Here is a 23,566-nt window from a genome sequence, read left to right as displayed (position 1 = left end):
CACGGATAAAAGAGCCTGTTGAACAAGCCGGCTAAATTGAAAATAGTGCATGCTTGTTCGCTAAAATTTTATTTTTGGTAGATGTCCGATGCTGAACAAGTTTTCGCCTGCTGAAATTGGCGGTGTCGCATTCATGTACAGAATAATTCCGTCAACAGGTGAGATGATGTCCTGCAGATGATTTCCAAACAGATCTGTTATCTGTCCAATCTTGCTACCCTTTGCAATCCTTTCTCCCGCTTTATGAGCACTCCGAAAGAACCCGGTAAACTTGCTGTCTATACTTGTTCGCTTTTCGATATACTGGGCTTTCACCGGACTGGCAGGTGCTCCATTTACAATCTTCAGTGACTTGGACACATTATCGAGCGCTTTTAGTATTAAAGCTATGAACTGTGGCTCAGCCATACCATAACGGCCACATTCGATGTCTACTGCCGGAATATTGCGCTTAATGGCTTCCCTGGAGCAGTAAATGGAGGCTTCTTTCAAGGATCGTTCATTGCCAAACTTCACGATGGTTTCAAATCCCAGCGCCAGCGCCAGTTGCCGCCCTTTCTCAGATAATTCAGGTGTATCAAAATAGTTGTAATAGCCGGAATAGGGCATCAGATCGTTCTGCGCATCACCTGCATGTACGTCGATCATATAGTCGGCCTTTGCAATAATCTGATTGGAAATAATCCAGGCCAGGCGCTCCGTAATGGTACCATCTTGCTTCCCCGGAAACACCCGGTTCAGGTTCTTTCCATCCTGTGGATTGATTGCGATACTTCTCTTCAGGAAAGATGGCAGGTTTGCATGATGAACAATAATGATCGTTCCAGCCATTTGTGCAGGTTGTAGCTTTCGTGCAAAAGCTTGCGCAGCAAGAATCGGTGGGTACTCATATCCATGGACACCGGCGGTGATCAACAGCACAGGGCCCGGCTTTGCACCATGAAGTACCGTCATGGGTATGGTGGTGCTGTCCTGCCCCGTACTAACGGGAATAGAAAAGGATGACTTTTGTCCAGCCGCTATTTCTTTCCCAACGATAAAAAAGGGCTTCACCTGTGCAGACAAGCGATGTGTGATCATCAAGATCATCATCGGAAGCAGGTATAAAAATCTATTCAGCATATCATTTAAGTTCTTGAGTATTTAATTTGAAGATGATCAGCGTTGACACTAAGGCTACTGCATTTGCTATGAATAAAACCAGCAGCCCAGCATTGGCTTTTGCGTAATCTGGTACAGCTTGGAAGGTATACTGAGGTTCTTTTGAGAAATCAGCGTGTTGGAAGGCACGGTCTTGATACAAGTATGGGTAATAAAAACCCTTCAGTTCTTCATGGTATGCTTTTGTGCCGGCAATAAAATCCAGGTGTTGCTGCAGGTCAGTCCCGGCGATGGCGTTAAGCATTTCCTGCAGTTTTGCGGGCGGACTAACCGCGCTCAGTGTAGAGGTAAGGGCCTGACGATCCAGCATCTTTTGCCGATATGCCTGATATAAATTCTCTACGGAGCGGTCTCCAAGCTCCTGAAAAGCGTAGTACCACTTCCATCTGAAGTCACCTTCTACGGAGCCTGTGTTTTTATATTGGGGGTAATATTGGAAAAACCGTTGCATGGTTTCTGTTTTCGGCTTATCCCATCCACCATGAACGGCTTCCCGCTGTATCATAGTAAGTTCCAGTCCTTCCTGTACTGGCTTAGAGATATCTGTAGCCGCATTAATGAGCACTGGAGCAATAACGGCGAGCAGCAGCCACACACCTAAAAGGCTGATCGCATTGAAGGCTGAGCTACGTTGCATTGCTGCGATGGCACAAGACACGCCAAGCCAGAAAAGTGCATACAACAGCACACCTGAAATCCAATAGAAGGCCCGAAGGTCGACCTGAGCACCTGTCGACCATAAAGCACTGAAAGAGAGGATTAAAACCATTGTGGCAATGATCATAAACCGAAACAGGAGTTTGGCAATGAATAAGGTAGATAACCTGAGCGGCTGTGCCAAAAGAAGACGCAAGGTACCTTGTTCCTTTTCCGCAGATAACAGGTTGAAGCTGATCGCAATAATAAACAGCGGCAGGAGGAATACCATCACAAAAGACAGGTCGAAGCTTCCTGTTGCAAGTTTTAATGGATTGGTATTTTCAGAATTATATAATTGGTTTTGCACGGCCAACAACCGGATCTTGAGGTACGCAGGACTCACGTCGCGCTGACCGATTGCCAGAGCTGCCCAGTTATCGGGAACATTTTTAGCAAAGGCTGAGTGGTAATAGCCGATATCGCCAGCGTCAGCGCTGTCGGGGAACTTTTCAGCCATTTCAGCGATGTTGTTTTGATAGATCTGCTCCAGTCCGGTGAGTTTGTTTCGCTGTTTTTCAATTTCATGATGTCCGGAGAAGATTCCATAGAAGCCACATAACAGCATCAGGATGCAGAAAGCCACGAGGCTTCTTTCGGTGCGGAAATTCAGCCATTCAAAATGAAGTAGGATGCGTAATTGCTTCATATTAAGTTTTTCTTTTTATTCATGGTAATGATGATTAATGCGTAGACAAACGCTGTCCAAAAGATAAGCGCGGCAATAGAAACGGCGACATTGCTTAGTGCCTTTATGAATGCCGGCCCCCGGTAGTAAAAAGGTGGATAGCTGGCATAGACCTGATTGTCGAGCCTCGTTGCTTTATCTTTATAGGACACTTTGGTTGCCTGAAGATTATTCAGGTGTTGGGTAAGCTGATATCGATATTTTTCCGCAGCGTTTAAGAAGTCTACATAGTGGAAGAAATCTGTGCCGGCCATGGACATCGATATGTTCCGGATGGCGAGATATGGATTGATAAAACCACCCCAAACGGAAAGCCTGTTCTGATCTTCATAAATTGTTACCAGCTCATCAAAATGCTCCTGATAAATTTTACTACTACTTTCCTCTCCTAAGGCCATGACGAGCCCATCGACGTTCACAGGTAGTTGGCTCAAAGAGTCGACCTTGTATTTTTTCAGCAGTTCCTGTTTAAATTGTGCCAGGCGCTCGTCCATGGGGTCGTGTCCATCAATCCCGTTTTTGGATTCTTCGTGAACACTAGCATCCATTGCTGCTTTTGAAGGTTCTTCGTAAAGCGAGCTGCCGAGATTGCTAAGTGCTTTTGGCATCAACACGATACTAAAAATCCAAATGCCGAGTAAGGTAACCAGTGCGGTTCTGGAATGTTGATTAAATGCAGAAATCAAAATAGAACCAGCGATAAAAATGAAGAAATAAAGGAGGTAGCTGAACATGAAACCAAGCGTTCGAAGCACCAGTCCTCCATCTATGGTAAAGTCGTTCACACTGAGTACAAATAGAAAGACAAAAAAGAATGCCGGCAACACAATCATGCTGATGACCTGAATATACCCCAGCAGCTTTGCTTTTGCGATTGCTTTCATGCTGATACCCTGACTGAGCAATACTTTCAGTGTACCCTCCTCATGTTCTAAGGTAAAAGTGTTGAAGCATAGAAATATGATCAGCAAAGGGATGAGCCATTGCATAACAAAAGCTATGGTCATCTCGCCAAATCGGATCATGGCACCTGATTGCTGCACCTGGCTGAAGTTGGCGCTGTTTTGCTGATGGGCCTCCAGGTATACCATGGTTCCGGTATAGGAGTCGAGGCCAAAATCCAGAAAACTGAGTACTGACTTTGGCCGGAAAGCATATGAGCCATAATGTGCGACACGGTGTGGGTGCCTGTCAGGCTGATTCTTAAAGTTCTCTGTCGCCGTAGATTGCGCAAGCGCTCGTTCTGCAGCAAGCACCTTATAATTGATCATCCCGGTTACTGCCGCGGTAAGCAGCAGCAGCAGGATGATGCTGCCCAGAATAATGAAACGCTTGTCCCGGATAGCACTAATTCGTTCTTTTTGAGTGATGTTTCTGATCATTTTCTATCCTTTCATATAATCGAGGTACAACTGCTCCAATTCACCAGCATTTAACTTCTCAGCACTGAGCTGATCGATGAGCGAGCCAGCCTTCATGATGCCGATACGTTGACTTACTTCACGGGCGCGGAAGATGTCGTGTGTAGCCATAAAGATGGTGGTCCCTGCCTTACTCAGGCGAAGCAGGAGTTCTGAAAATTCGTTGCTTGCCTTGGGATCTAATCCTGATGTTGGCTCATCCAGGAGCAGCACCTTAGCGTTTTTCGCAACGGCAGCAGCAATACCAACTTTCTGCCGCATGCCTTTAGAATAGCTACCCACACGTTTATTGATGGCATCGGGTTGCAGTCCTGCATCGATAAGAAACTGGTCCAGCGCTGGCAAGCCATATTCATAGCCTGCAAGGGCGCTTAGTAAAGACAAATTTTCACGTCCGGTAAGATTCTGGTACAGCATTACTTGTTCGGGTATGTAGGCCAGATGTTCTTTAATTCCTACAGGATCCTCAGCTGCATTGACGCCATTGATCCGGGCGCTACCTGCTGAGGGTTTGATAAAGCCAAGAAACAGATTGATGGTGGTAGATTTTCCGGCGCCATTAGGCCCCAGCAGGCTGAATATCTCGCCTTTTGACAATTGGAGGTTAAGTGCGCTCAAGGCTTTTTTCTCTCCATAATTCTTGGAGAGGCCTTCGGCTTCTAAAATAAACTGCATAAAAATATATTAAAAATGGACCTGAGATACGCTTGCGTACAGGAAATGAATATATAGCAGCTGGCAACTACCGGATGTAGAAGAACAGCAGCTCTAAATAGGAAAGCTTAGGAAATTGGTGGGCCCTTGTTTGTCCAGGTGTTAACGGCTGTATCAAACAGTTTGTGCCCAGATGCAGCTATAACTGCTACTGAAGGTCCTGTAATCGCAAAATCGAACGTAGCGATTTCAAGTGGAGAGAAAGCAATCTGCTGACTTGATAGATCTTTACAGAACTTACATTTCTGCACGGAATCAGCGAGGGTTATTTCTGAAGATTGCTTTTTCAAATCTGCATGACTAAGCACATGATGGTCTTCCACATGGTTGTGAATGACCTCAGTGACCTGGATTGTTGAGAATACAAACAATAACAGGTAAGCAACGAATACAGAAAGTATGTTCCTTAGTTTGTGCATGCTGGTCTGCAAAGTTGGGCTATTATGTAAGATTTGCAAGCATCTTTTGTGTAAAGTTTAGGTTTGCACTCCTTTGTAAAGCCTTCTTTACATGTTTTACAAGGTCCAATGCCCTAAAATACGCCCAAAAATTAATTCCTTACCTTTGCCTTTCAAACACAGCTGCTTATTGCTTATATAAAAATCCTATGCCCAGAATACTAGCCTTTGATTATGGCACCAAAAGAATTGGCATTGCCGTTACTGATCCGCTTCAAATCATCGCTACCGGGCTGGACACTATTCATCCAAAAGACATTATCGCTTACCTCAGTAAATACCTGTTAACGGAGCAGGTAGAGGCTTTTGTGCTTGGCGATCCCAAGCAGATGGACAACACACCATCAGACAGTGCGCAGCATGTAGTGGGTTTTTCCAGAATCCTGAAAAAGCAATTCCCGCATATACCGCAGTTCTGGGTAGACGAGCGTTTTACCTCTAAAATGGCACAGCAAGCCATTATGCAAAGTGGCTTTAAAAAGAGCGACAGGCAGAATAAAGAACGGGTGGATACCATCTCGGCGACCTTGATATTACAATATTTCATGGAAAGTCGCCGTTAATTCAAATACCAGCAAACACATGATCAACGAAGACCTGCAAAATTTACTACTACAATACTGCGAGCCGGAAAGCGAATTGCTGCAACGGATAAACCGCGAAACCAACCTGAAGGTGCTGATGCCACGGATGCTTTCGGGCCACTATCAGGGTCGTGTATTGAGTATGCTGAGCAAGCTGGTAAACCCCAGACGTATCCTTGAGGTAGGCACTTTTACGGGCTATGCTACGCTTTGTCTGGCAGAAGGACTGCAGCCGGAGGGTAAGTTGTTTACGCTGGATATCAATGTAGAATTGGAAGATATGGTTCGCCGGAACTTCGCGGATTCGGCATATGAGAAGCAGATTGTGTACCTTCTTGGTGATGCGATGCAAAACATTCCGCAACTGGACGAAGTTTTTGATCTGGTATTTATCGATGCGGATAAAAAGAATAACGGCGCCTATTATGATCTGGTGATTGATAAAGTGCGTCCGGGTGGACTTATCATTGTTGACAATGTGTTATGGAGCGGCAAAGTTCTTAGCAATCAACAAGATAAAGATACCAGAAATATTATTACATTTAATGATAAGATTGCTAAAGACCCGCAGGTAGAGAAGTTGATATTACCTGTACGCGATGGTTTATTTGTCATCAGAAAAAAATAACTATGGTTAAAAAATTCCTGTTCGTACTGCTAAGTGTAGGATTGTTACACTTTGGGGCTTCTGCACAGACGACTCGCAATTACATTGAAGAAAACCTTCCATTGGCGCAGCAACTGATGCGCGAGAACAACATTCCAGCCAGCATTATCCTGGGCATTGCCATACATGAATCCGCAGCTGGGACCAGCAAAATTGCCCGCTACCTGAACAACCATTTCGGCGTTAAAGGCCAAAATAACAGCAAAAAGATTCGCTCCTCCTATAAAGGCTACTCCAGCGTTGAAGATTCCTACCATCATTTCATAGACTTTTTGCAAAGTCGTACAGCATTCAGTAATTTGTTCGCCAAATACGGCGGCAGCGACTATGCAAGTTGGGCAAAAGGGATACAAAAGGGCGGCTACGCACATAGCAAGGTTTGGTCTGCGCAAGTGATTGCTTTGATTAAAAAGTATGAACTGTTTAAGTACGACAATGACCCTGAGGCCAGCATGCGCATGCTGGGTCCCGTTGCACCATTAACCAAGAAACTAAAACCCGCGCCGGTAAGAAAAGTGAAATTGATCAATGAAAAATAGAATTCTACTATTATTGCTGGCCGTAGCATTCTTTTCGGCTTGTAAAACTGCCAAATACAGCCGCAACAACCGCCAGATTGAACGTAATGCTACAAAGGGCAAGGGGGAAATTCCTTCGTATACTACATTAAGCTATATCGATAAGTTCAAAGACGTAGCCATTGAAGAGATGAATGCCTATGGTATTCCTGCAAGTATCACGCTTGCACAAGGGATACTTGAATCTGGAAGCGGCAACAGTACCCTGGCTAAATTCGCAAATAACCATTTCGGCGTTAAAGTAACTTCAGACTGGAAAGGTAAAGGATACTACAAGGATGATGATAAAAGGAATGACTGTTTCCGTGTGTATAATGATGCCCGAGAGTCTTATAAAGATCATTCTGAATTCTTAAAGCGCAAGCGCTACAGTGCTTTGTTTGAGCTGGATAAAAACGATTACAAGAACTGGGCATACGGCCTGAAACAGGCTGGTTATGCCACCAATCCGAAATATCCGGACTTGCTCATTAACCTGATTGAGAAATACAGGCTGTATGAGTACGACCAACCGGAGACGGAAGCGCAGAAGTTGAGACGTGAGGATCGCGTGTTTACGGAGATCAATGCGAACATTCCACAGGAAAAGAAGAAGTTTACGCCAGTTAGCGTGCCACCTTCACAAAAGGTGATTACCGAATCGCAGGTGATCGAGAAAGTTGCTCCGGCAGCGGTGGCATCAGCAACACCGACCGTACCCGCAGCCCTGAATACCTCTACAACAGTGATCGATGGCAAATATTACATGGTAACCAAAGGAGATACGTTGTACAACATCTCTAAGCGTTTTAACCTGACGGTAGAAGAGCTTCAATCGATGAATACCTTGCTTGATGAGGGCATTAAAATCGGGCAAAAGCTGCAGGTCGTTAAATAATGTTAAACTGCCGCAGGCATCTGGCGGATCATGTAATTTTGCATTAATGAAGTTTTACTGTTCCCTGCTCCTGCTGCTGTTGTGCTCCGGATTATACGCCCAGAAGAAACCTGTACAGGGCTTTGTGATTGATAAAGACAGTAAACAGCGGCTTGCCAAAGTTTACATCTATAACTCGAGAACAGACCAGGGGCTATACAACAATACCAAAGGAGAGTTTTCTACGCAAGCGATGCTTGGCGACACCTTGTTCGCTGCGTTGCAGGGCTATGCCGTGGATACATTGATCTACAATGGGCAGAATTCGGTCTTCTTCCAGTTGCACCCGCTGTTTATCCGTCTTAAGGAGGTTGCCATTGTAGGCAGTAAACCAATAACACCCGAAGAGCAGTATAAAAAAACACAGCAGGAATACAAATATGCAACCTCCCGTGGAAGTTCCAAAGACCTACTGAACCTGGGTTCCAGAGGTGTAGGCTTAGGCATCGATGCCATCTACAACCTGTTAAGCAAAAAAGGCAAAAATGCCAGACACCTGCAGGAAATTCTGGAGAGGGATTATAAGGAACAGCTCATCGACTTCAAGTTTAAACCCGAGTATGTACAGCAGGTCCTGGGGATTAAGGAACCTGAACTCACGGATTTCATGCAGCAGTACCGACCGAGCTACACCTTTGTGCTAAGCGCATCGGAGTATGCTTTTATCGTTTACCTTCGGAACAGTTATGCCGCTTACAAACGGAATCCCAAGGCCTTGAGGTTACAAACTTTACCCAATGTGAAGATAGACCAGCTTTAAAAAATTGGCTTTAAACTTTTTTAAAGCGACATTTTTGGTTTTCTTTGTAGTAATGAAGGGCTTGTATATTGGTTTAATCTTCTTACTTACGTTGGCCTACGGGTTAAAGGCACAGGAAATCGATACCGTTCCAATTAACACCAATGATTTAAATCTTCGTCTGAAACGCAGTCCGCTGCCGTCCAGGGTGGGTAACATTGAATACAGACCCGTTCAACTTACGCCAGTTATCATTGACGCCAAAGTAAATTACTGGAATACACGTACCTCCGTGGGTATTAACCTGAACCAGGCGGCTTTCAGTAACAACTGGACCGGTGGAGGTGTAAATTCTTTGGCCCTCACCGGATTAATCAACCACAGAGCAGAATACAGTCGGGAGGGTTATAGCTACGTTTCGGAAGTAATTCTGAACTACGGGAAGGTGCGCAACAAGAACCAGTCGGAAAAGAAAACCGTTGACCGTATTTTCTGGGATAATAAGGCCGCCATTCAGTTATCTAAAAACTGGTACTTCTTCGGATCGCTAAGTTTTGAATCCCAGTTTGATGAAGGTTATCGTTTTTTCGACGATGGGAGCGGCAATGAACAACGAAACCTCCTTTCCAGATTCATGTCACCAGGCTATTTAACCGAGTCTATCGGTTTTGAGTATAAGCCAAGCAAGTACTTTTCTACGAGGATCGGTACCGGTACGGCAAGGCAGACCTTTGTACTGGACACCAGCCTGGTAAGAATAAACGCAGCAGCCGGGAATTCAGGCTTTAACAATTACGGTGTGCCTGCTGGTGCTACCTTCAAAAATGAACTGGCATTTCAAGTAGTATCAAACTTTGATAAGGAAGTTGCCAAAAACCTAAACCTCAAAGCGAGATACATGGTGTTCATTCCATACGATCAGCTGGATTATACCAACCACCGTCTGGATGTGGAGCTACGTGCCAAAGTGAACAAATTCATGAACGTAACCGTTACCGGCGTGGGCTTGTACGACAAGAATACGACAGACAAGATCCAGGCAAGTCAGACCCTTGCCCTGGGTATGGTATTCGTATTCCCGAGATAATTACTTCTTTTTGTGCTTTCTGAGGTCGAGATAATCTACATAGTAGAGCATCTTGATGGATAGACTGTTATTCTGTGGCCCGGAGAGGATATAATCCAGATTTCTGAAATACCGCTTGGTCAGGAAGCTGTCGTTGGTTTCTGACAGCTTTTTATAGGTGATACTAAGCTCACTTCCAGGTGCGAATTGCCAGGTATAGATCAGGTCTATGTTAAAGACATTGTAGTTCCGGTCGGTGTTTTGCAGTTCGGGTCCGTTGTAGTCTGCTAATCTACCATCGGACTGAAGGTTGTAGAAAGTCTTATTTCTTCTATCCGACCAGTAGTGTCTCGCCCTAAGATTGATGCCCATTTTATTGGTAAAGTTGTATTTGGCGTCTATGGCATTCTCTATGGTGTTGCGATCGTATCTGGAGAAAACACTCTGATCGCCGTTGAATGTTACCCAACTTACGAAATCATAACTTGGCGAGTAACTGAAGTCGGTTCCAAAGCTCAGACGGTCGCTGAGCCTGAAGTTCTGGTAGAAATATAAGTCGTACATCTTTGCATCGAACATCGTCCGTGTACTGTAGCCAAGATAGCCGCCGGCATTGTAGGCTTTGGCGCGGTTCGAGTTGAGGTACATCTGTATGGTGAAAGCGCCCGGGCTCTTATACAATCCCCCGTTTCTGGACTCATAGAAGTCATTCCCTTTGGCAGTCCAATTGGCATAAATCTCCGCTGACCACAGGTTTTTGAACTGCACGTAAGGACCTGTTTCCAGCACCAGATTTTGGTATGCTGCAGGTTTATACCGCCTGGAGTAGTTCAGGGACATGAAGGTAGCGATCTTGTAGTACCACTTGCCTGGCTTGTAGATGTTGTAATGGATGGTTCCGTTTTGATCGAGGAAGTTATTGTTGGTGAAGAAACCCATATCGGAAGGATCGAATAGCCGGTCGGCAAAACGCTGACGGTAGCTCCAGGTGAAGTTTCCGCTTTGCTTACCCGTCTCCAGGTCATAGTAGTAGCCGCTGCGCTGATCTTTATCGGTGTTCGCTGTGATGTAGCTCATCTTGCCGGCTCCGTTGAAGTAATATTCGTTCTTTTTGTCGTTTAAATTGAAGAGTATTGCGGTGACGTTGGCATCATAAGCAGTACCCTGACGAAGCACATTGGTGTTGATCAGACTTATGGCACTGTTGTTTTTGAGGTTCTGATCCAGCACGAACACGTTATAGTTGGTTAAGGGCTGGCTCTCGATTTCCCTTTTGTTGCCTTGTTCATCTTCAACCACTGCATTCATGGCATTGGTTACGGCATTAAATACACCGATACCGAGGCCCTTGGCCGTACGTCCGGATACCTTGGTGGCATTAATGACCTTACTTTCCAGCGGCGATTTGATGATGGTTTCACCTTGCTGAAGTTGTCCGCTCAGGTCTTTGAAATAGCTGGGTGAAACGCCAATACGACGGCTGTAAAACAGATCGCCTTTGTTGAATAACTCTGTGCCTTCGGTAAAGAAGGACCTGTTTTCATTGAATTTGACCTCGAAAGGTGTGAGGTTCAGAATGCGGTTATCGGATTGTACCTGGCCGAAATCTGGAATCAAGGTCATATCCAGCGTAAAGCTGTTACTAATGCCATATTTTACGTCCATACCGCCGTTGAAAGAGGTGGTGGTATTCTTTACGCCGGGTACGTTGTTTGGATAGTGGTTGATCAATGCCGAGACATAGGGTGAAAAGGAGAGGCGAAGGGGCGCCTTGATGTTCTGCAGGCCCACCATGGTACCACTCTGGTTCAACAGACCATTCACTTTCGGATCGACGAAATTCCAGAAGGTCTGTGAGTTTTCCATCGCGCGTTTGCGGATAAAGTTGATGCCCCAGTTCTGAATATCCTTGCTGGAGAAACGTAATGCGGAATAAGGAATCTTGATCTCGGCTGTCCAGCCCTGTTCATCCAGTTTCACTTCACTTTCCCATACGGCATTCCAGTTTTCATCTTCACCGCCTACCTGGGAGTATTTGGCGTCGAATTGCGAGCCTGCAGCAGTGACAATAAAGCCGTTTCCGTTGATGCGATCGAGGTAGGTGTCCAGGAACACGCCGAAGAAATCGGCATTACCGATCTGATCGCGGGATACCAGTTCGTGCGCGATGCTGTCTGGTTTGGCGAACATGCGGGCGGCCAGGTAGATTGCGTTATCATCATATAAGACCTTCACTTCCGTACGACGTTCTGCAGATTCTACTCGTCCTGGTATAGGGTTATTTTCGATGAAGCCAGTTACCATTGGAGCATCTTTCCAGACCTCATCATCTAGAATGCCGTCTATTTTAGGGCTGGCAGTGGTTCGCCTTGCGGGCAGTTTCTTTTCAGCAGCCGGTATTTGGGCAGAAAGGGTAAAGGAGAGCAAAACAAGGAACAGTCCTGGAACGAGCGATTTCATTTAAATGATTTTCCATAGGACTGCATCGGAATAGGAATGTTGCACGAGCGCTGTATTTTTTTGGCATGAATACAATATCAATGATGAGTTTGCCGTTCCGCATCTAAACTGGGCCAAGCACTATATTGCCACATTCATGGCCAGTAAGTGTTGGAAATCCGATGCTTGCTGCCGATACTGGCAATAAAAGATAAATGGGTGTAAAGCATTTACGCTCAAAAATTAATAACTTTGAGGCTACAAAAAAATTTAACAATAAGCATTAAAAGAGATGTTTGAGAATTTACAGGATAAGTTAGATCGTGCATTTAAAGTTTTAAAAGGTCAGGGAAGTATTTCGGAGATCAACGTGGCAGAGACCATGAAGGAGATCCGCAAGGCCTTACTTGATGCCGATGTAAATTACAAAACAGCCAAGAATTTTACTGACGAGGTTAAAGAGAAAGCCCTGGGTTTGAATGTACTTACAGCGGTTTCTCCAGGTCAGTTGCTTACCAAGGTAATGAACGATGAGCTTACAGCCCTTATGGGTGGTGAGGTTACCGATCTTGATCTAAAGAACAATCCAACCATTATATTAATTGCCGGTCTGAACGGTGCGGGTAAAACCACGTTTTCGGGTAAACTGGCGAACTTCCTGAAGAGCAAAGGTAAAAAGCCGCTATTGGTTGCTGGTGACGTGTACCGTCCTGCAGCGATCGATCAACTTCAGATCCTTGGTGAGCAGATCGGGGTTCCGGTATTTGCTAACCTGGAGTCTAAAGATCCGGTGGGCATTGCTTTAGAAGGTATTGCGGAAGGTAAAAAGAACAACAATAACGTGATCATCATCGATACCGCCGGTCGTTTGGCGATTGATGAGGAGATGATGAACGAGATTGCTGCAGTAAAAGCACAGACTAAGCCGCACGAGATCTTATTCGTAGTGGATGCAATGACTGGTCAGGATGCGGTGAACACGGCTAAAGCGTTTAACGATCGCCTTGATTTTACTGGTGTTGTTTTGACCAAACTTGACGGTGATACCCGCGGTGGTGCAGCACTTTCGATTAAATCGGTCGTGAATAAGCCAATCAAATTCATTGGTACCGGTGAGAAAATGGAGGCACTTGACGTCTTCTATCCAGACCGTATGGCTTCCAGGATTCTGGGTATGGGTGACGTGGTATCCCTTGTGGAACGTGCACAGCAGCAGTTTGACGAGAAAGAAGCTGCGGAACTACAGAAAAAGATCCGTAAGAATAAGTTCGACTTCAACGACTTCTACAACCAGATTCAGCAGATCAAGAAGATGGGTAACATGAAGGATTTGATGGGTATGATCCCCGGCGTTGGAAAGATGATGAAAAACGTAGAGATCGAGGATGATGCTTTCAAGAACATTGAAGCGATTATTCAGTCGATGACCAAATACGAAAGAGAGAATCCGGATGCCATTCAGCAGAGCAGACGTTTACGTATTGCGAAAGGTTCTGGTAACAAGGTTGAAGAGGTTACCAAGCTGATTAAGCAGTTTGAAGACATGCGTAAAGTGATGAAACAGTTCTCAAATCCTGCTGCAGCAGCTAAAATGATGCGCGGCATGCCGAAGATGCCACAAGGCAAGTTCTAAGTATTTTAAAATATATTACAACGGCGCTTCCAGGTTGGAATAAACTGGCATTTACTAAGAAAAGTATATGCTTGTTAAAACCTTTGGAAGCGCCGTTTTTGGTGTAGATGCACTGACCATTACCATTGAAGTAAGTATCGGCGGCGGCAATAAGTACCATATTGTTGGCCTGCCGGATAATGCCATCAAGGAAAGTCTGCGCCGGATCGAAAGCGCCATTCAGACCACCGGCCTGCGGATGCCGCGGCAAAAGATCGTGGTTAATCTTGCACCCGCAGATATCAGGAAGGAAGGTTCGGCCTACGACCTGCCGATCGCCATCGGTATTCTAGCCGCCTCAGGACAACTTGAAGATCGTTTACTTCCAGATTACTTTATCATGGGAGAACTTAGCTTAGATGGCGGCTTACAGCCGATAAAAGGCGCTTTGCCAATCTCCATACAGGCTCGAGCTTCGGGCTTTAAAGGTTTCATTTTACCGAAGGATAATTCACGCGAAGCAGCAATCGTGTCTGAACTGGATGTTTATGGCATGAAAACGCTGGGCGAGGTCATCAATTTCTTCAACGGCAAACAGCAGTTTGAGCCGGTTATCGTAAATACCCGAGATGAGTTTTACCACAATGTGAGTAGCTATGAACAGGATTTCGCGGATGTAAAAGGCCAGCAGAATATTAAACGGGCGCTGGAGATTGCGGCGGCAGGTGGGCATAATTTGATCCTTATTGGCCCTCCCGGTGCGGGGAAGACCATGCTTGCGAAAAGGTTGCCCACCATTTTACCGCCTTTAAACCTGCAGGAAGCTTTGGAAACAACAAAGATCCATTCGGTAGCGGGCAAGTTAAATGCGCTCGATGCTTTAATGACCGAGCGCCCCTACCGCAGTCCGCACCACACCATTTCTGATATGGCACTGGTGGGTGGTGGCGTGAACCCGCAGCCCGGAGAGATCTCGCTGGCGCATAACGGCGTGCTTTTTTTGGATGAGCTGCCGGAATTTAAACGTTCGGTATTGGAAGTGATGCGTCAGCCTTTAGAGGATCGGCAGGTGACGATCTCCAGGGCGCGCCTGAGCGTGGCTTATCCAGCCAGTTTCATGCTCATCGCTTCGATGAATCCATGTCCATGTGGGTTTTATAATCATCCGGAGAAGGAATGTATCTGCGGGCCTGGTATTGTACAGAAGTACTTGAGTAAGATTTCCGGGCCTTTGCTGGACCGGATAGACCTGCATGTGGAGGTTACCCCAGTGAACTTCAATGAGCTGGCTTCCATGCAGGCCGCGGAGAAGAGTGCTGTGATCCGCGAACGGGTGATGAGTGCCAGGACCTTTCAGGACAGGCGCTTTGAGCAGCTTCAAGGGATCCACTATAACGCCCAGATGAGCCCGAACATGGTGCGCAACATCTGCGACATCAATGATGCGGGCAGAAGCCTGATTAAGCGTGCCATGGAGAAGTTAGGCCTATCTGCCAGGGCCTATGATCGGATTTTGAAGGTCTCCAGGACCATAGCAGATCTTGCGGGTAGTGAGAAGATTGAACTGGAACATCTGGCAGAAGCCATTCACTACCGCAGCCTGGACCGGGAGCGCTGGACGGGTTAGAATCCCTGGTTGAGCTTAGTACTCGTCATCGTCGAAGAGGTCTTCGTCATCCTCTTCTTCTTCCTCCTCCTCCTTGTATTCGGAGATTTCTTTTCCAATCAGGTTTACCTCTTCATTCGGCTCAAACTGTGGTAAAGCTGTTTCGTCATCCAGCTTAAGCCACTGATTTTCCTCATCTTTCTGGATCTGCATGTATTCTTTTCCGCCTTTGTAAATCACGTAAGTATCATTTCCTTCAGGGAAAACGGCGTAGTGCGTATTTGCGACAGTGATATCAAATGGTTGTTGCATAATGCTGTTGTCGTTAATTATTGTTTGCTGTTCTTTAGTTGCAGCATAAATTCTATAAACTTCTTGTGCCCGTAATTAGCTGCACCTTCTTCATTGAAACTGATGCGGCCCTTTTTGTCGAATACGATGGTCGTAGGCAGACTCCCTTTGAAAAGCTGTTCCGGAATGTTGCTGGCCACCTCGTAAACAGGCATGCTGTATTTCTTTTTCTGCATAAACTGTTGTGCTTCGGGCAATTTACCATCCGCATCTACCAGCAGGAACACAAAGTCAGGATCTGCTGCAAACTGCGTGTAAAGCTTCTGGATCGAGGGCATCTCGGCCAGGCATGGCGGGCACCAGGTTGCCCAAAAGTTCAGGAACACGACCTTACCTTTCAAATTGCCTAGGTCAACGACCTTGCCATTGATATCCTTGAAGCGAATGCCGCTCAGGTCCACTGCCGGCGCTAACCGCTGTTCAGCTGTTACGGCTGATGTGCCAGGTTTAAAAAGCCCGATCTCCATTAACCCACGCAGCATAAAAGCCTTGGCAGAAGGCACAAAAACCATCAGCAACACGAAGCATAACAGCAGCAGGTTGAAGTAGTGTTTCTTTAAAAAGGCCGTATTGAACATAGCGCAGATTTTCTTCCAAATATACCAATTAATGTAAAGGTCATGCGACGTCCTGCCCTCAAAACCATCGCTGAAGATCAATTGAAATGTAAAATTAAAACCAGTATGGGGTTTTATTGTTTAATAACCATCTAACTAATTGTCTGTCTATGAAAGAGGAAGAATATTTCCAGGTCGCGCCTGGGATTTGGGGAATGCGAATCGTGTTTGTGAACATCTACATGGTCGAAACCGGTGATAAAGAGTGGGTGCTTATCGATGCAGGTTTACAGGGAAGTGGCGGTCGCATCAAGCGGATGGCAGCCTCTTTATTCGGCGAAAATATTCCTCCAAAAGCGATTATACTTACCCACGGGCACTTTGACCATGTAGGCGCCATACATGACCTGCTCTCGACCTGGAAAGTGCAGGTTTACGCGCATTTCTACGAGATGCCCTACCTCACCGGCCATTCCTCTTATCCACCCCCAGATTCAACTGTCGGAGGCGGTATGATGAGCTCCATGGCCTTCCTTTACCCTAAGAAGCCTATAAATCTGGGCACCAGGATCCATGCACTTTCGAAAGAAGGCACGATTCCGAATATGCCCGACTGGATGTATATACACACACCCGGCCATACGCCAGGGCATATTTCACTATACCGCGGCCGTGACAAGGTGCTTATCGCCGGTGATGCGTTTGTGACAACGAAACAGGAGTCTGTTATGTCGATCATTTCCCAACGTAAGGAAATCAGTGGACCACCGAAGTACTTTACACCAAACTGGCTTGCCGCGGCACTTTCTGTGAAAAAGCTCCGGGACCTGCGTCCTGAAGTAGCTGCTACGGGCCATGGAATGCCAATGTACGGCGCAGAATTGATTGCCGGATTAGATAACCTGGTAAACAACTTCAAAGAGGTGGCCATACCAAGTAGCGGCCGTTACGTGAAAGAACCGGCCAAAACAAACAAACAAGGTGTACAGCACCTGCCACCTGCACCATTGAGTAAAACATTACTGGTAGCTGTGGTGGCACTTTCTGCTGTGGTGGCATTCAGCATCGTGAGAAAAGCCAAACGAGGATATTAAAACCTATGAAACATATCCCTAAATGCAAAAGGCCCCATAATGGGGCCTTTGCTATAGTTAAAACGTACTAAAAACTTCATTTGCTTTAAGGTTTAGACGCAGAACCTGCGTTTAAACCTGTCGTTACGACTTAGATCAACTCAACGCTTCTGCTAACGAACTCTGTTAACTCTGCACCGGTCAACATGCCTTGAGCAAGTAAAGCAAGGTCTACGGCCTGTTTGGCAAGCTTAGCCTGTGCGTCTGCATCTTCGGTTTGAAGAATACGGCTTACCAGCTTGTGATTACCGTTGATCGCTACTTTGTAGTTGTCCGGCATACTTCCGTAGAAGCCCATACCGCCACCCATAGCAGCCATATCTTTCATCCTGCGCATAAATTCATCCATGGTTACCGTAACTGGTAACTCCTCCGGGTTTAATGCTACAATCTCCACGTTATAGCCTGGCTTGCTGATTGCCTTTTCGAATACTTCCTTAACGGTTTTCGACTGCTCTTCAGTCAATACAGACTCTAAGTTTTCATCTTTTTCAATTAGCTTGCTTGCAACGCTAGAGTCAACACGTTTTAGAGAAGTTTTCTCCAATTTCTGCTCTAAAGAATTGATGAAGTGATTGTCGATCGGAGAATCCATTACCAGCACATCATAATCGTTCTTGTTGGCTGATTGGATGAAACTATCCTGTTTCGCAGGGTCGTTACTGTATATCAAAACAACCTGACCATTTTTGTCGGTTTGAAGGTCTTTTACCTTCTCTTTGTATTCCTCAACGGTGTAGTTTTCTTTCTTGGTATTGGTTAGCAAGGCGAAGTCTTTTGCTTTATCATAGAACTTTTCTTCGCTCACCATTCCATATTTCACGAATAAACCAATGTCAGACCACTTCTCTTCATAACCTTTACGGTCTTTATTGAATAGCTCTGCCAGCTTATCTGCTACCTTTTTGGTGATGTAGCTGTTGATCTTCTTTACGTTGCTATCTGCCTGCAGGAAGCTTCTGGAAACATTCAAAGGAATATCCGGCGAGTCAATTACCCCATGTAACAACATCAAGAACTCAGGTACGATATCTTTTACCTCATCGGTAATGAACACCTGACGGGAGAATAATTTGATCTTATTGCGTTGCAGATCGAAATCGTTCTTCACCTTAGGGAAATATAATACCCCGGTTAAGTTAAACGGATAATCTACATTCAGGTGGATCCAGAATAATGGATCTTCAGAAAAAGGATAAAGTTGTTTGTAGAAATCCAGGTAATCCTGATCTGACAAATCTGCAGGAGCTTTAGTCCAGATCGGGTTGGTGGTATTGATGATCTTATCTACCTCAACAGATTTAGTCTTCGGTTTACCTTCTTCATCTTCACCATCTGGTTCCTGTACGGTTGTGGTACCAAACTTAATTGGAACAGGCAGGAATTTACCATATTTATCAAGGATCTCTTCAAGTTTATGCTTGCTTAAGAACTCCTCAGACTCCGCATTGATGTGCAGGATAATATCTGTACCGCGTGTGGTTCTGCTGCCTTCAGAGATCTCGTAGGTTGTACTTCCGTCACAAACCCATTTCGCTGCTTCAGCACCGTCCTGGTATGACAAGGTTTGGATCTCCACAAGGTCTGCCACCATAAACGCAGAATAGAAACCTAAACCAAATTTACCGATGATCTCATTGGCATCTTTAGCGTCTTTAAATTTCTCCACGAATTCACTTGCACCGGAAAAAGCCACCTGGTTGATGTATTTTTTGATCTCCTCAGCAGTCATACCCAGACCATTATCACTAATGGTGATGGTTTTTTTCTCCTCGTCAACTGCAACTTCTACAAGTGGGTTGCCCAACTCGCCGTTGTATTGACCAAGTGCTGCCAATCGTTTAATCTTTTGCACTGCATCAACCGCATTCGAAACCAATTCACGCAAAAAGATCTCATTGTCTGAATACAGGAATTTCTTAATGATCGGGAAAATGTTTTCGGTGTGTATGGAAATGTTTCCTTTTTCTTCTATGCTCATAATAAATTAATGGTTTTAATAACCCGAGCATATCAAGCCTTGTTCCAATCTGTGAAATTGTCAATTTGACAGGCATATTGCGAAACAACAAATCACATTGATGGCTTTATCCTTATCTTTGAACCTTAATGGAATACAACGTACACACCCTGCCGAATGGCATCAGATTACTCCATGTACCCAGCGCATCCGCGATTTCGCATGCCTGCATCCTGATCAATAGCGGATCCAGGGATGAAGCGGCACACGAATCCGGCCTGGCGCACTTTATTGAGCATTTAGTATTTAAACGCACCGAAAAAAGAAGCACTAATCAGATCCTGAACCGGCTGGAAAGTGTGGGTGCCGACCTGAACGCTTACACCACCAAAGAATATACCTGCATCCATGCCTCCTTCCTGAACCCTTATCTGGATCGTACGCTGGAACTGTTCAATGATATCATGTTTCATTCCACCTTCCCGGAGGAAGAACTGGAGAAAGAAAAAGGGGTCATCCTGGATGAGATCGCTTCGTATCTGGACCAACCTGAAGAAGCCATTTACGATGATTTCGAAGATCTGGTATTTGCCGGCTACCCGCTTGGAAGAAACATCCTGGGGACTACGGAGTCTGTTTCCAAGCTGTCCCGGACCGACATCCAAGCCTTCATGGCCAGAAACTACCATACCGACAAAATGGTGATTGCTGTACTGGGTAACTATTCGCTCAACAAGCTGATCAAAACTGGTGCGAAGTATTACGAAGGCATTCCTGCAAACCCGTATAAAGCAAACCGCAAAGCGCCAGAAAAGGCTAAGACCGTCGATATCGTGTCAGAGAAACCGATCTCCCAGGCTCACGTGGTTTTAGGCTGTCAGGCTTACGATCTGCATCATCCATATAAAACAGGCTTGCTCCTACTCAATAACATCGTTGGCGGCACCGGCATGAGCTCTATTCTAAACCTGCAGATCAGGGAGAAGTATGGCATTGCCTATACCATTGAAACGGGTTACAGCCCACTCAGCGACACCGGCATTTTCACGCTCTACTTTGGCACAGACAAAGAAAAACTGGACCGGGCAAGAACATTGATCTATAAAGAATTTAAGAAGTTCAGGGAAAACCCAATGACCGAAGTACAGCTGCAGCGAGCGAAGAACAAATACATTGGGCAGATTGCACTTGGTGAGGAAAACCGGATTGGCTTGATCATTTCCATGGCAAAAAGCCTGATGGATTACAACCAGATCGATAGCCTTGAAACCGTATTCGCGAAAATCCAGGCGGTGACCACGCACGATATGGCAGAAATCGCCAATGAAATGTTGGCGGAAAATAATCTTAGCGGCCTAACTTTTTATCCTTTAAGCTAATATTCGTACTTTTGTACGCGCAATAAGCGGCACCAATGGCCTTTTGCCTTAGTGTTACCAATTGCGATCATCTAAAAAAGAAACACCAATGAAATTACCTATTGTTGCTTACGGCGATCCTGTTTTAAGGAAAGTTTGTACAGAAATTGACGAAAACTATCCTGACTTACAGCAGCTGATCTCGAATATGTTCGAAACCATGTATGCTGCAAGTGGTGTTGGGCTGGCTGCACCGCAGGTAAATCTTCCTATACGTTTATTCATCGTGGATACCGGCGAAGATGAAAACGGCAATCCAGGTTACAAGAAAGTATTCATTAACGCTAAAATCGTTGAAGAAACCGGCGAACCATGGGCTTTTAATGAAGGTTGTTTAAGTATTCCGGATATCCGTGAAGACGTTTATCGTAAACCAAACATCCGTATCACCTATTACGACGAGAACTGGGCTTTCCATGAGGAAGAAGTTACCGGCATGCCTGCAAGGGTGATCCAGCACGAGTACGACCATATCGAAGGGAAACTATTTACCGACACACTAGGCCTGTTACGTAAAAGAATGCTGAAATCTAAGTTTGATGCGATTTCTAAAGGCAATGTGCGTACAGACTACAAAATGCGCTTTCCGCAGCAAAAGAAAGGACGTTAACACCGCAGCAACACGCTGCTGCAGTCATAGCGTTTTAATCATCTGAACGCCTGCTACGATCACCATTGTTGATCATTTGCATCAGCTTACCCCATGCAAAAGGATTCAGTAGCGGGTTGGTCTGCGTCATATTCTTATTCAATGCACGATCATGGTTCAGACGCCAGTTGATGCCGGAGATCTCTCCCGCATCCCTGGAAAGCGTCTGGATCATGCCATTGATGCTCTCTCCAGACAAGTTCTTCCGGGCAATCTCATGATCATCATCCGCAATTTTCATGGCCATAAAGTCCTTGGTGAACTCTTCCACGGTCGCCCATGGTGATACCTGAACGGTACGCAGATAAACGATCTCCGCCTTCATTTTCACCATCTGCGTGAACTTGTTCTCCGTAATATCTTCGGGAATGGTAAGCTCAACCTTGGAAAAGCCTACTGCCGAAAACTGAAGAATATCCCCCGGATGCGCAATGAAGGAGAAATAACCTTTATAATTTGCAGAAAAGCTCTGCTTGGTCGAAACATTGGTAATGGTGACATAGGGCACCACAAGGTTGCTGTCTACGTCTGTAATAATCCCCGAATACTGAATCAGTCTTTTTTCAGCTGCTTGCTGCTGCGCAGAAGCACTAAGGGAAAAAACAAGAATAAACAGGGATAAAATATACTTCATACACAAAAGTACTTCGAATAACGATCCTATATCGTTAAAATATGTTAAATGCTTTAGGCAGGTTCTGCCAGGTTAATGGCTTGAACGCCAGTAATCTCAGGTACAGCTTTCATGATGGCCTGCTCAATGCCGGCTTTCATGGTCATGAAGCTCATTTTGCAGGAGCCACAGTTACCAAGCAACTTCAATTTAACAACATTATCTGCCGTAATCTCTTCTATTGCCACATCGCCACCATCTGCAATTAAATAGGGACGAATGGTATCCAATGCCTGCTCCACTTGTTCGGTTAGATTCATTATTACTTGAATTAAAAATTAAACTTACTAAAAATTTAGGAATTTGCAGTCACGCCATTGTTGATTGATACCTGTTGTGCCACACGGCCGGCAATCTCAGCAAAGACTGCGGCAAGTGGACTTTCCGGATTCAATGCAATTGGCGCGCCGTTATCTCCAGCTTCCGTGATGCTCTGCACAATCGGAATCTCGCCTAAAAATGGCACTTCAAAGCCTGAAGCCAGCGCTTTACCACCGTTCCTGCCAAAGATGTAATACTTATTGTCTGGCAGCTCTGCAGGGGTAAAATAAGCCATGTTCTCTATAACGCCCAGAATTGGGATATTGATACCCGGCATGCGGAACATCTGCAATCCTTTACGGGTATCTGCCAGTGCAACCTTCTGCGGCGTCGTTACAATCACAGCACCTGCGATCGGGAAGCTCTGTGTAATGGTGATGTGAATATCGCCGGTGCCCGGAGGCAAATCTACCACCAGGTAATCCAGCTCACCCCAATCCGCATCGTTGAACAACTGCTTGATCGCGTTTGAAGCCATTGGACCACGCCATGGCACAGGCTGGTTTGGATCAGCAAAGAAACCTAAAGACAGCAGCTTGATGCCGTATTTCTCAATCGGTAAGATCAAGGTCTTACCATCTGCCGTTTCACGGGCATTTGGTTTAGCGTCAATCAGGCCGAACATCGTAGGTACCGATGGGCCATAGATATCTGCATCGATCAGGCCAACTTTCGCCCCATCAGCACCCAAAGCAATCGCAAGGTTACTGGCTACGGTAGACTTTCCAACCCCACCTTTGCCAGAAGAAACCAAAATGATGTTTTTGATGTTATTCAATTGTGAGGTATCCATCGGCTTGGTTACTCTCGACGTGATGTTAATTGAAATTTTTGCCGATGCATCCACAAAGTGCTTTATCGCATTCGTACAGGCATTTTTCAGCATGTCCTTCATTGGGCAGGCCGGGGTAGTAAGCTCCAGGGTAAAGCTGATGTTTTTATCTTCGATCTTTAGATCCTTAATCATGTTCAGGGTCACCAGGTCTTTTTTAAGATCGGGATCTTCTACATTTCTTAAGGCTGCTAAAACTTGTTCGTTGCTGATTATCATTACCCAAAATTAACAAAACATGGACACAATAGATTGATATAAGCCGTATTAACTGTAATTTTAACACGAAATAAACATTTGCAATTTGCGTTTGAGCAATAACCACCA

23 protein-coding genes are annotated in these 23,566 nt (G+C 45.4%); 11 read left to right on the top strand and 12 right to left on the bottom strand.

The genetic code is table 11. The annotated features are described in order from the left end of the window. Positions 1 to 60 precede the first annotated feature (60 nt). The 5 genes from AC5WJX_RS02630 to AC5WJX_RS02610 all read right to left on the bottom strand — a co-directional run bounded on the left by AC5WJX_RS02630 (position 61) and on the right by AC5WJX_RS02610 (position 5,099). Positions 61 to 1,122: a succinylglutamate desuccinylase/aspartoacylase family protein gene (locus tag AC5WJX_RS02630; protein WP_494483236.1), complete on the bottom strand. Its 1,062-nt coding sequence runs from the start codon at positions 1,120 to 1,122 to the stop codon at positions 61 to 63. Between the two features lies 1 nt (position 1,123). Next, the gene (locus AC5WJX_RS02625) at positions 1,124 to 2,506 is read right to left on the bottom strand and encodes an ABC transporter permease (protein ID WP_494483235.1); all 1,383 of its coding nucleotides are present in this window, start codon (positions 2,504 to 2,506) and stop codon (positions 1,124 to 1,126) included. Further along, positions 2,503 to 3,927, bottom strand: coding sequence for an ABC transporter permease (locus AC5WJX_RS02620; RefSeq protein ID WP_494483234.1), 1,425 nt, complete (start codon positions 3,925 to 3,927; stop codon positions 2,503 to 2,505). The genes AC5WJX_RS02625 and AC5WJX_RS02620 overlap by 4 nt, the downstream gene beginning before the upstream one ends. A gap of 3 nt (positions 3,928 to 3,930) precedes the next feature. Further along, a complete protein-coding gene (locus tag AC5WJX_RS02615; RefSeq protein WP_494483233.1) occupies positions 3,931 to 4,641 on the bottom strand; it encodes an ABC transporter ATP-binding protein in 711 nt (236 codons plus the stop codon). 107 nt (positions 4,642 to 4,748) lie between these two features. After that, positions 4,749 to 5,099 carry a hypothetical protein gene (locus AC5WJX_RS02610; RefSeq protein ID WP_494483232.1) on the bottom strand — a complete coding sequence of 117 codons (351 nt, stop codon included), beginning with the start codon at positions 5,097 to 5,099 and terminating at the stop codon, positions 4,749 to 4,751. Positions 5,100 to 5,287: 188 nt separating this feature from the next. Between AC5WJX_RS02610 and ruvX the strand changes: the two genes are divergently transcribed. From ruvX to AC5WJX_RS02580, 6 genes are read left to right on the top strand one after another with little or no spacing between them, the layout of a single operon-like run. Further along, positions 5,288 to 5,701 carry a Holliday junction resolvase RuvX gene (ruvX, locus tag AC5WJX_RS02605; RefSeq protein ID WP_494483231.1) on the top strand — a complete coding sequence of 138 codons (414 nt, stop codon included), beginning with the start codon at positions 5,288 to 5,290 and terminating at the stop codon, positions 5,699 to 5,701. A gap of 19 nt (positions 5,702 to 5,720) precedes the next feature. Further along, the gene (locus AC5WJX_RS02600) at positions 5,721 to 6,350 is read left to right on the top strand and encodes an O-methyltransferase (protein ID WP_440428658.1); all 630 of its coding nucleotides are present in this window, start codon (positions 5,721 to 5,723) and stop codon (positions 6,348 to 6,350) included. 2 nt (positions 6,351 to 6,352) lie between these two features. Next, a complete protein-coding gene (locus tag AC5WJX_RS02595) occupies positions 6,353 to 6,928 on the top strand; it encodes a glucosaminidase domain-containing protein (RefSeq protein WP_494483230.1) in 576 nt (191 codons plus the stop codon). After that, positions 6,918 to 7,844 carry a glucosaminidase domain-containing protein gene (locus AC5WJX_RS02590; RefSeq protein ID WP_494483229.1) on the top strand — a complete coding sequence of 309 codons (927 nt, stop codon included), beginning with the start codon at positions 6,918 to 6,920 and terminating at the stop codon, positions 7,842 to 7,844. The genes AC5WJX_RS02595 and AC5WJX_RS02590 overlap by 11 nt, the downstream gene beginning before the upstream one ends. A gap of 46 nt (positions 7,845 to 7,890) precedes the next feature. Beyond that, positions 7,891 to 8,643: a hypothetical protein gene (locus AC5WJX_RS02585; RefSeq protein WP_440428662.1), complete on the top strand. Its 753-nt coding sequence runs from the start codon at positions 7,891 to 7,893 to the stop codon at positions 8,641 to 8,643. 52 nt (positions 8,644 to 8,695) lie between these two features. Then, entirely contained in the window at positions 8,696 to 9,709 is a 1,014-nt protein-coding gene (locus AC5WJX_RS02580; protein WP_494483228.1) for a DUF3078 domain-containing protein, read from the top strand. On the opposite strand, the gene AC5WJX_RS02575 is transcribed toward AC5WJX_RS02580, so the two are convergent. Next, positions 9,710 to 12,148 (bottom strand): DUF5916 domain-containing protein, encoded by a 2,439-nt coding sequence (locus AC5WJX_RS02575; RefSeq protein ID WP_494483227.1) that lies wholly within the window; start codon positions 12,146 to 12,148, stop codon positions 9,710 to 9,712. It lies immediately after the preceding gene. A 271-nt stretch (positions 12,149 to 12,419) separates the two neighbouring features. On the opposite strand from AC5WJX_RS02575, the gene ffh reads away from it, so the two are divergent. After that, positions 12,420 to 13,760, top strand: coding sequence for a signal recognition particle protein (ffh, locus tag AC5WJX_RS02570; protein ID WP_494483226.1), 1,341 nt, complete (start codon positions 12,420 to 12,422; stop codon positions 13,758 to 13,760). A gap of 67 nt (positions 13,761 to 13,827) precedes the next feature. Beyond that, positions 13,828 to 15,366, top strand: coding sequence for a YifB family Mg chelatase-like AAA ATPase (locus AC5WJX_RS02565; protein WP_494483225.1), 1,539 nt, complete (start codon positions 13,828 to 13,830; stop codon positions 15,364 to 15,366). Between the two features lie 15 nt (positions 15,367 to 15,381). Here AC5WJX_RS02565 and AC5WJX_RS02560 read toward each other — a convergent pair whose 3' ends face one another. Next, entirely contained in the window at positions 15,382 to 15,657 is a 276-nt protein-coding gene (locus AC5WJX_RS02560; RefSeq protein ID WP_494483224.1) for a hypothetical protein, read from the bottom strand. A gap of 17 nt (positions 15,658 to 15,674) precedes the next feature. Next, positions 15,675 to 16,274, bottom strand: a complete 600-nt coding sequence (locus tag AC5WJX_RS02555) for a TlpA family protein disulfide reductase (RefSeq protein ID WP_494483223.1) — start codon at positions 16,272 to 16,274, stop codon at positions 15,675 to 15,677. Positions 16,275 to 16,423: 149 nt separating this feature from the next. Here AC5WJX_RS02555 and AC5WJX_RS02550 point away from each other — a divergent pair, with 149 nt between their 5' ends. Then, positions 16,424 to 17,347, top strand: coding sequence for an MBL fold metallo-hydrolase (locus AC5WJX_RS02550; RefSeq protein ID WP_494483222.1), 924 nt, complete (start codon positions 16,424 to 16,426; stop codon positions 17,345 to 17,347). 130 nt (positions 17,348 to 17,477) lie between these two features. Here AC5WJX_RS02550 and htpG read toward each other — a convergent pair whose 3' ends face one another. After that, complete coding sequence (gene htpG, locus AC5WJX_RS02545; protein ID WP_494483221.1) at positions 17,478 to 19,367, bottom strand: molecular chaperone HtpG; 1,890 nt, start codon at positions 19,365 to 19,367, stop codon at positions 17,478 to 17,480. Positions 19,368 to 19,495: 128 nt separating this feature from the next. On the opposite strand from htpG, the gene AC5WJX_RS02540 reads away from it, so the two are divergent. Together AC5WJX_RS02540 and def are read left to right on the top strand one after the other, a co-directional pair. Further along, positions 19,496 to 20,725 (top strand): M16 family metallopeptidase, encoded by a 1,230-nt coding sequence (locus AC5WJX_RS02540; protein ID WP_494483220.1) that lies wholly within the window; start codon positions 19,496 to 19,498, stop codon positions 20,723 to 20,725. 88 nt (positions 20,726 to 20,813) lie between these two features. Further along, the gene (gene def, locus AC5WJX_RS02535; protein ID WP_494483219.1) at positions 20,814 to 21,374 is read left to right on the top strand and encodes a peptide deformylase; all 561 of its coding nucleotides are present in this window, start codon (positions 20,814 to 20,816) and stop codon (positions 21,372 to 21,374) included. A 34-nt stretch (positions 21,375 to 21,408) separates the two neighbouring features. Here the strand turns inward: def and AC5WJX_RS02530 are convergent, their stop codons facing one another. Genes AC5WJX_RS02530 through AC5WJX_RS02520 form a run of 3 tightly spaced genes read right to left on the bottom strand, consistent with a single transcriptional unit; the run spans position 21,409 to position 23,458 of the window. Then, positions 21,409 to 22,047, bottom strand: a complete 639-nt coding sequence (locus AC5WJX_RS02530) for a peptidase associated/transthyretin-like domain-containing protein (protein ID WP_494483218.1) — start codon at positions 22,045 to 22,047, stop codon at positions 21,409 to 21,411. 53 nt (positions 22,048 to 22,100) lie between these two features. Continuing rightward, positions 22,101 to 22,346: a NifU family protein gene (locus AC5WJX_RS02525; RefSeq protein ID WP_440428684.1), complete on the bottom strand. Its 246-nt coding sequence runs from the start codon at positions 22,344 to 22,346 to the stop codon at positions 22,101 to 22,103. A 35-nt stretch (positions 22,347 to 22,381) separates the two neighbouring features. Further along, a complete protein-coding gene (locus AC5WJX_RS02520; RefSeq protein WP_494483217.1) occupies positions 22,382 to 23,458 on the bottom strand; it encodes an Mrp/NBP35 family ATP-binding protein in 1,077 nt (358 codons plus the stop codon). Between the last annotated feature and the right edge of the window lie 108 nt (positions 23,459 to 23,566).

Source organism: Pedobacter sp. NEAU-ZC8, assembly GCF_059278965.1.
The sequence above is the reverse complement of the archived record's forward strand: the minus strand, read 5'-3'. Positions and strand labels throughout refer to the sequence as shown.